Below are 7,931 nucleotides of genomic sequence, written 5' to 3'. Positions count from 1 at the left end.
AACTCAAAGCTCATCAGCACAAGCGCGTTCAGCAGCGTCGCTTTCGGCAAAATCCAGTCACCTACCTGGCCGACTTAGAGCAACAACTGCTCAAGCTAACTTTGCTGTCCTAGTTTTTTTCAAGATTCTGCGAATCCGGTCGGCACTCAGTTCGACTTGTCGTTCCTGGGCAAGTTTGTGAGCCAGTTGTTTGCTGTTATACGTTCGCGGTTCCTGCTGGAGGCATTGTTCCAGATAAACCCAGTCTGCTTCCTGCCATTCTGGTTTCACCCCACGCCCAGGCGCATCCCACAGTCCGCCTAAACCTGCTTGTTGCCAACGACGAATCGTTTGTCGCACTGTGTTTTCCTAGCACTCAAAGATTTCAGCAATGGCAGGAACATTCCAGCCGTGCGCGTTGAGTCGAAGCATATGGGCACGGTCACGAATGCGTTGACACACCGTTGTCGCCACGCGCAGTTCGCTCAACGTTCGGTCTTCTTCAGCCGTCAGAACGATATGGACAGAGGCAGGCATAGTCAGCAAAACCGGGGAAATTTGGTCTTCTTCTTATCCTACGTTTATTTGTACCTACCTACTTAGATGATCGTTACCCACTGCTCTGCGATAGAATCTAACCATTTCAAGTTTCAATGATCTTGTCTTAAGTATTCATTTTGACACTCCTGATTTAGGTTCAGTTTAATTGAAGTGTCAGACTAAGGTTCGTTTAATACAGATAAAAATGGCAAAAAAGCTGTGATTTGAGTACCCAAATCTGACAGTTTCCCTTACTTCTGTCGCAAAGCTCCATCTTTGATAATCCTATCGGTATTCAGCGAGGTTTGCCCAATTTACGCCGCCTTCAAGGCTGCCTGGGTTTGACTGATAATACTCACATTCGGATCAAGCGCATCTCCAACCTTGAATAGCGCATCAAATACCTGCTGATTGCCCAGCATACTGGCTCTCAAGAATAGCCCACTCCAGCGCGCGATCGTTTCTGTTGCCGTAGCCTGATCTAATGTCGGACGATTTGGCTCACGGAGGGGGTTATCCTCATTAGTGATGCCATAGTGATTTGCCCCTGCAACCGTAATCAGCGCTTTGGGGGGATTGAGAATTTGATCGTAAGTTGCTTGACTAGCAGCGGGTAGCGCCACACTATCCAAACTTCCTACAATCAAGCCAATTGGAATATCGTCATTGTCGATTGGGAGGAATTCGCCAGTTTGCTGATTGCGGAAGTTTGTGCCATAAAAAACACCAGCTTTTAGCTCCGGCGGGCGCGTGTAGTTCCCTGAGCAAATGCCGGGCAGGCAAAACTCTTCCTGTGTTGCTCCTAATCCTGCGCCACCACCAAAGGAATGCCCTAACAATCCCAATTTATCCGTATCCACAATTTTGAAAATCGGAGATGAGGGATTCTGGTCTTCCACCCGCATCTGCTCGAGCACCTGATTGACCTGTTCCTGTTCAGGAAATAGCCCAGTAAACGGTTGACCACCAGGTCCAATCAGCGTCCGCTCATTGTTTGGCACAACCACCACAAAGCCATAGCTCGCAACCTGTGAGGCAAAGTTAGAGTAGTCTGATTTATCCACCAGCGCACCCTGTAACATTAACGCGATCGGCAACTCCACGGTATTGCGAAGGAACCGAGGCAATTGAGGATAGTAGATATCCGCCTGATCTCCATCAGGTACGATCGTTGTTGTGAAACGCTTGATGTTGAGGGAAAACGGCTCTTGAGTGAGGGGCAACGGGAAGTGGTTATCTTCGTCCGCTCGGAAGATGCCGGAGCGACCATCTGATAACTTCGCCCAGAATGCCACTGAATCCTGATTGTTTAGTCCTTTATTCAAAAAGTTCAAATCAACGACTGTTGAACCGAGTAGCTGATCCCCTGTAGCAATGACCTCCTGCTGTCCCACAAAAATGGCGCTGCCGCCCGCATCAAAGTCTGCCAGATATGCCACCGTTCCAGCATTGTTGATGTCCACTCCCCGAAACGATCGCAAGGAACCTGCACTATCTGCAACGGAATTTAAGTCACCTCCATCCCCTGTGAATACACCCACTGTCCCAGTTGCAGAAACACCAATGAATGCAGCCGTTCCTTCCCTGTTGATGGCGGGTGAGCTGCCAAAAAGAATCAATCCATCGCTGGGATCTGCGATCGTCGTTACTTGCCTATTCCGCCCGGTAAAAATGCCTGCATTTTGAAACAGTTCTGCGATTGGAACCTGCTGCCCCTCTACCTCGATCGTGCCTGGAACGGGAGCAATTCCTGCGGAGAAAACAACGGTGCCTCGCTCATTTAAATCGGGCGTAATTCCAAAGGTCGTCAACCCACTGTTAGAATCCGCGATCGTGCGCGTGTTGCCCCTGGTGCTGGTAAAAATGCCCTTTTCACCCTGATCCAAATCAGCTCGGAATGCAACCTTGCCCCGATTATTAATAGCAGGTTCGCCGAAGAGGTTGTCGAGGGTGGGAATGCGTTGAAAATTAAAGGAACCAGAGCTATCTGCAATGCGAGTAATGGTCGTGCCATCGCCCGTAAAATAGCCTGCATCTCCACTGTCTAAGCCAGCTAAGAAGGCAACCGTACCCTGATTATTAATGGAAGGACCAACCCCTAAAAAGCTAAAGTCTCCTGCTGTACTGGCGATGGAGGTCAGAGAATCACCATTGCCAACAAAAATGCCCGCCTCCTGGGAACGAGTGGCACCCCAAAACGCTATTTCGCCCGAGTCGTTGATTGCAGGTGCAGTCGCAAGGGGAACGCCAGTTGGGCTAAATTCAAAAGTTGCGAAGCGGGTAGTGTCAGCAATTGCTGTGATGCGGTAGTCCACCTTCTTCTCTACTGCCATCGCTTTCTTCCTCAATAGAATTCAGGAGCACCTTGAAGGGCTATCAGAATCTTATCGATGAGACAGTATCGTTACTCACTAGTCTATAAAAATTAACCCATAGGATCGTTTAATCCCTGAAAGGGTTTGGTAATGATCTTCGCGATCGGGCGATATTTGAGTTATGACGCAGATACAGGTTTCAATTCCTGAAAGGGTTTGCTGGTGATCATCGCCTGTTTTGTAGAAAGTTTCAAACAGCGCAAAGCTTAGTGCCCAGTTGGCAGATGTTTTTCTGTTTCGTACAAAATGCCTATCTCACGAGCTGCAAAAAAAGACATTATCGTGGAGGGTGAGGGTGCAGTGATAGAAAACCATTGGAAAATCTTCCAGTTAGGGAAACTGCTCGATAAATGCTGCGGCAGTTAAGATAGCAATCCCATTTCAGGGATGCAGGACAAGAAGATCAGCATCTCCTGTAATGATGACTTCTGCATTTGCAGCAACTGCCGCTGCAATAACAATCAGATCATCAGGATCTCTGAGGCTGGAAACTTCTGGTAAGGATGCAGGGGAACAAAGTTCAACCAATTGCCTGACCCTAAGCATCAATTCTTCAACTGGTATGCCAATCCTGAGAAGACGAGGTTGTAATTTTGGGTAGTTTAACGTCGCTTCTAGCTCTGATAGCAGACGATCGCTCGCAGCAATTGTAATCTGCTGTTGTTCTGCCCTTATAATGACTTGCCGAGGAGAACCACCCCACAGTAAACCTGAAACCCAGATATTGGTGTCAAGAACGACTTTCATCTTCTGCCATTGTGCGTCTTACTTCCTTCACAATCTCAGCGATTTCTTCGACCGCAGGCTGCTCAGTGTCGTGCCCCAAATCGTCAATGCGCTGCCACAGGTCTGAGAAGCCTTGCGGTTTCTGGATCTTTTTGATCAAGATCGTATCCTCAGTCTGCCACACTGCATATTCGTCGCCGGGTTTAAGCGTTGCCTGAATTTCAGAAGGTAGTTCCAGTTTTTGATCGGCAGTGACACTGATGATAATGGTTTTAGACATCATGACTTCCTGTTAGCTATTTTCCTTGCCCTTTTTGCCAGCGATCGCCCCATAGGTTTCAGGATAACTCCTGATCTGCTGGTAGAGAGCGGACAGCGTTGCTTGTAGGCGTGTTTCATCCTGGTAATGATCATCGCCGTCACGGGCGGAAGTAAGCACTCGTCTGGTGTGGACTGGGCTTCGATCCCTGAAAGGGTTTGGTAGTAATTATCGCATCGTTTTCGCGGGCACTGGAACCGCAACTGCTGCGTTTCAATGTTTCATATCTTGATCGTTTCATCAGCACTACACTTCACTGATACAACTATGCTCGGCATGACCCAAGAATGCTATGAACGTTTCACCCGTTTCTTAATCCCAAAGACTTGCCCCACTCTGCAACCTCAGTCGTTACGGATTGCCTCAATAAACTTGTGCAACACAGGTGATGGGTTACGGGGGCGCCACACAGCAACAGTCTCAATTTCAAATGTCGGCTGTATATCTTTGTAGATCACCCCAGCTCGTTGTAGATTCTGCATTGAGGCTGGCACGAGTGCAACTCCAATTCTTCCAGCAACCAAACTGAGTACTGTTTGTAACCACCGCGCTTGTTGCACGACGGTTGGCATAAACCCGTTTTCCTGACAAAGATTTAGGACTTGATGATACAACCCTTGCCCAATGTAAGATGGGGGCAAAATAAAGGGTTCTTTGCTCAGCGCTTTGAGCGGAATTCTCTGGTGAGATAGGAGTGGATGCTCTTGATGAATAGCGACAATTAATGGCTCCTTGAGAATAGACAAAGAATTCAGATCGGGATTGTTTTGAATAGGAGAATTAAGGAAACCACAATCAATTGTGCAATCCTTAAGCTGTTGAATTTGAGCTTGAGAATCCAATTCACATAAGATCAACTCAACCTGTGGAAATCGAGTTTGAAAAATGTTCAGGATATTTGGCAAGACGCTTTGAGTCACAGTACTGTTAACCCCGATGGCTAAGTGCCCAGTTTCCCCTCGATTAGCTTGCTGAGCAATTTGAGTTGCCTGTTCAACCTGAGTTAAAACTAATTGCGCCTGCTTTAAAAATGCTTGTCCCGCATGGGTTAACTGAAGAGGGCGTTTATCCCGTTCAAATAACTGTACACCCAGTTCGATTTCCAAAGCACGGATTTGCTGGCTTAAGGGGGGTTGAGCCATGTGTAACCGCTCAGCCGCTCGGCTAAAATTTAGCTCCTCTGCAACCATAACGAAGTATCGCAGGTGTCGTAGTTCCATTGTTAAAATTCGCAGCTTATCTCACAACCATATTTCAGAAGTATAGTATGCCGATCTAACCAATATTGGACATATCAAAGCCCAGCTCTTATCGTTTCAATAACACAGTTCACTGGATTCAAACAGCCCAGCATTATGGTTATCTCACCATCTACAGGAGCAAGCGCGATACCCCAACTCCTGAGCCAGAAAGGATATTACGGTGAATTTGGCGGGCGCTTTACGCCTGAGATTTTGCATGAAACGTTGGAGACGGTCACCATTGCCTATCAAGCTGCTAGACAAGATCCTGAGTTTTGGAGTGAATTTATCGCCCTGTTGTCTAACTATTCCGGTCGTCCGACACCCCTCACTTATGCTGAGCGGTTAACCCATTATTTGGGGGGTGCCAAAATTTTCATCAAGCGAGAAGACTTAAACCACACAGGCTCGCACAAATTGAATAATGGGCTTGGGCAAATGCTGCTAGCGAAACGGATGGGCAAAACGCGAGTCATCGCAGAAACAGGGGCAGGGCAACATGGAGTTGCGACTGCCACCCTTGCCGCTAAATTTGGGCTTAACTGCACTATCTATATGGGCACGATCGATATTGAACGGCAAAACCCGAACGTGTTCTGGATGCGAAAGTTAGGGGCAGAGGTGATCCCTGTTTCAACGGGAACTCAAACGCTCAAAGATGCCATGAATGAGGCATTACGGGATTGGTCTACTCATATGGACACGACGCATTATGTATTAGGAACCGCCTGTGGACCTCATCCTTTCCCAGAAATGGTTGCCTGGTTTCAATCGGTGATTGGACTGGAAGCGCGATCGCAAATCCTGCAGCAGGCTGGAAGACTACCCACAGCGGTCTATGCCTGTGTTGGAGGAGGCTCTAATGCGATCGGGATCTTTGGTGGATTCCTAGAGGATGCGGCGGTGCAATTAGTGGGGATAGAAGCAGGGGGATTGGGAATCAGTACCCCACATCATGCCTCTCGTTTAGCAGCATCGGATGCATCTGTTGGGATTGCTCAGGGGTATAAAACCTATTTTCTGCAAAACCAGGATGGACAAATGCAGGACACCCATTCCGTTGCAGCAGGGCTTGACTATGTTGGTGTTTCACCCATTCTTGCTCATTTGACTCAAACAAACCGGATGATCGTCAAAGCCGCAACAGATGCGGAAGTACTTGATGCTTGCCAGTTGTGTATGAGTCAAGAAGGACTAATTCCTGCCTTGGAATCCGCTCATGCGTTTGTTCAAGCCTTTAAAGATGCCCCTTACTATACTTCCAATGATTGCATTGTGATTAACCAATCTGGACGAGGTGATAAAGATATTTTCACGATCGCCAATGCATTTAATGATGCTGAGTGGAAAGCATTTTTAAGTAATCAAGCATCCTCTTTTAACCCGCCAAACTAAGGAATTTAAGGAAAAATTGATGGAGACCCTATCCACATCCACTGCATTAGAGCAGTTTATTGTTGAACAGCGTCAGCAGCAAGACATTCTGCTGATGTCTCATACGGTCTTGGGCTATCCGTCGTTTCACGACAATTATCGTGCGGTTGATGCGCTTGTGCAGGCAGGGGTTGAATTAATTGAACTCCAGTTCCCCTTTTTAGAGGCGATCGCAGATGGCTCCATCCTGCTCAATGCAAACCACTCTGCTATCCAAGCTGGAACAACAATCAATGATTGCTTCTGCTTTGCTGCTAAGATCACCCGGCAGTATTGGCAAGCTCGGTTTGTTGTTACAACTTACTGCAACGTTGTCTATCAGTATGGAGTTGAGCAGTTTGTCCAAACCGTCGCCCGTTCTGGTATTGCTGGATTGATCATTCCTGATTTACCTCCGGAGGAGGCTGAGACTTATGTTGCAGCCTGTAACTATCATGGCATTGCTACAATCTTCTTATGCACACCAAATAGTTGTCCTCAACGATTACAGCAGATTGCCAAAAGCACAAGCGGAATGATTTACTGTACCGCTCGCAAAGGCGTGACAGGGCATGAAACGCAATTTTCAACTCAATTTAACCGGTATGTAGAATCTGTTCGTGCATTCGTTCAACGTCCAATCGGTGTTGGATTTGGCATTCAATCTCAAGCAGCTATTTCTCAATTAAAGGGGCAAATTGATATCGCCATTATCGGTACCCAAGCCGTGAAATTGTATGTTGAGCAAGGAGCATCAGCATTAGAAGGATTTATGCGAGATTTACGAAACGGCAAAGCACTATGAGGGAAACTGTCAGGTTGTGTCGCAATAACGGGTCAATGGTAAGGTAGACAAGCCGAACTCTGCCGACTCGCTCTCCAATGTCTATTCCTGTTCTGTTCAAGCGGGGGCACTTTCAGCCTGCAATCATCCTGCTCAACGTCCGCTGGTACTTCTCTTTAGGTTCGCCAGTTCCTCAAAGCGGGAAACCCGCTTATCCAGACCTACAGCGGTTGCCACTTGGGTAAGCCACACGGATCTGTCAAAGAAGACTTTAACCCAGTGACTAACTGTGGCTTACTAGCTTGAAAATCGCTGTAGCAGCTCGTGTTCTAGCCCCAAAAGGGTTCTCAATCGCTCGTTTCTGCTGCTGCCGTTTGGGATTAGAGAGTGCTTCCCTGACCCGTTCAGAAACGGGTTGCTCACCCTCCTTAAGGTCAGGCAGCCTGGGATAAGCTGTACTACCTATGCTCCTATCTCTATGAGTTCTGGGAATTCTGCTGCTTAAAGCCTAGAAGAATTCCCAGAACCGCAAACAGGAGGAGGGGCTGTTTGGG

General features: G+C 47.6%; 10 protein-coding genes. 3 read left to right on the top strand and 7 right to left on the bottom strand.

The genetic code is table 11. From position 1 onward, the window contains the following. Positions 1-90 precede the first annotated feature (90 nt). From H6F80_RS08815 to H6F80_RS08785, 7 genes are all read right to left on the bottom strand, one after another. Entirely contained in the window at positions 91-339 is a 249-nt protein-coding gene (locus H6F80_RS08815) for a helix-turn-helix domain-containing protein (protein WP_190791203.1), read from the bottom strand. A 9-nt stretch (positions 340-348) separates the two neighbouring features. Then, on the bottom strand, positions 349-516 hold the full coding sequence (locus tag H6F80_RS08810; RefSeq protein ID WP_190791202.1) for a hypothetical protein: 168 nt from the start codon (positions 514-516) through the stop codon (positions 349-351). 317 nt (positions 517-833) lie between these two features. Beyond that, entirely contained in the window at positions 834-2,852 is a 2,019-nt protein-coding gene (locus H6F80_RS08805) for an alpha/beta hydrolase family protein (RefSeq protein WP_190791201.1), read from the bottom strand. Between the two features lie 423 nt (positions 2,853-3,275). Further along, positions 3,276-3,641, bottom strand: a complete 366-nt coding sequence (locus tag H6F80_RS08800) for a putative toxin-antitoxin system toxin component, PIN family (RefSeq protein ID WP_190791200.1) — start codon at positions 3,639-3,641, stop codon at positions 3,276-3,278. Next, positions 3,625-3,900, bottom strand: a complete 276-nt coding sequence (locus tag H6F80_RS08795; RefSeq protein WP_190791199.1) for a hypothetical protein — start codon at positions 3,898-3,900, stop codon at positions 3,625-3,627. The genes H6F80_RS08800 and H6F80_RS08795 overlap by 17 nt, the downstream gene beginning before the upstream one ends. Positions 3,901-3,912: 12 nt before the next feature. Beyond that, positions 3,913-4,059 carry a hypothetical protein gene (locus H6F80_RS08790; RefSeq protein ID WP_190791198.1) on the bottom strand — a complete coding sequence of 49 codons (147 nt, stop codon included), beginning with the start codon at positions 4,057-4,059 and terminating at the stop codon, positions 3,913-3,915. 224 nt (positions 4,060-4,283) lie between these two features. Beyond that, complete coding sequence (locus H6F80_RS08785) at positions 4,284-5,159, bottom strand: LysR substrate-binding domain-containing protein (RefSeq protein WP_190791197.1); 876 nt, start codon at positions 5,157-5,159, stop codon at positions 4,284-4,286. A gap of 135 nt (positions 5,160-5,294) precedes the next feature. Between H6F80_RS08785 and trpB the strand changes: the two genes are divergently transcribed. The 3 genes from trpB (at position 5,295) to H6F80_RS08770 (ending at position 7,622) form a co-directional block, all read left to right on the top strand. Beyond that, a complete protein-coding gene (gene trpB, locus H6F80_RS08780) occupies positions 5,295-6,575 on the top strand; it encodes a tryptophan synthase subunit beta (protein WP_190791196.1) in 1,281 nt (426 codons plus the stop codon). A 19-nt stretch (positions 6,576-6,594) separates the two neighbouring features. Beyond that, on the top strand, positions 6,595-7,398 hold the full coding sequence (gene trpA / locus H6F80_RS08775; protein WP_190791204.1) for a tryptophan synthase subunit alpha: 804 nt from the start codon (positions 6,595-6,597) through the stop codon (positions 7,396-7,398). A gap of 77 nt (positions 7,399-7,475) precedes the next feature. Further along, the gene (locus H6F80_RS08770) at positions 7,476-7,622 is read left to right on the top strand and encodes a hypothetical protein (RefSeq protein ID WP_190791195.1); all 147 of its coding nucleotides are present in this window, start codon (positions 7,476-7,478) and stop codon (positions 7,620-7,622) included. The last annotated feature ends 309 nt before the right edge of the window (positions 7,623-7,931 follow it).

It is taken from the genome of Leptolyngbya sp. FACHB-711, from assembly GCF_014695615.1.
GTDB lineage: Bacteria > Cyanobacteriota > Cyanobacteriia > Elainellales > Elainellaceae > Leptolyngbya_A.
Note: the sequence above shows the minus strand (reverse complement) of the source record. Positions and strands in the feature narration are given on the sequence as shown.

Bases quoted from the DNA above. Each gene is read 5' to 3' on its own strand.
- H6F80_RS08785 (WP_190791197.1), bottom strand. From the start codon at position 5,159: ATGGAACTACGACACCTGCGATACTTCGTTATGGTTGCAGAGGAGCTA.
- H6F80_RS08805 (WP_190791201.1), bottom strand. From the start codon at position 2,852: ATGGCAGTAGAGAAGAAGGTGGACTACCGCATCACAGCAATTGCTGAC.
- H6F80_RS08770 (WP_190791195.1), top strand. From the start codon at position 7,476: ATGTCTATTCCTGTTCTGTTCAAGCGGGGGCACTTTCAGCCTGCAATC.
- H6F80_RS08800 (WP_190791200.1), bottom strand. From the start codon at position 3,641: ATGAAAGTCGTTCTTGACACCAATATCTGGGTTTCAGGTTTACTGTGG.
- trpA (WP_190791204.1), top strand. From the start codon at position 6,595: ATGGAGACCCTATCCACATCCACTGCATTAGAGCAGTTTATTGTTGAA.
- trpB (WP_190791196.1), top strand. From the start codon at position 5,295: ATGGTTATCTCACCATCTACAGGAGCAAGCGCGATACCCCAACTCCTG.
- H6F80_RS08810 (WP_190791202.1), bottom strand. From the start codon at position 516: ATGCCTGCCTCTGTCCATATCGTTCTGACGGCTGAAGAAGACCGAACG.
- H6F80_RS08795 (WP_190791199.1), bottom strand. From the start codon at position 3,900: ATGTCTAAAACCATTATCATCAGTGTCACTGCCGATCAAAAACTGGAA.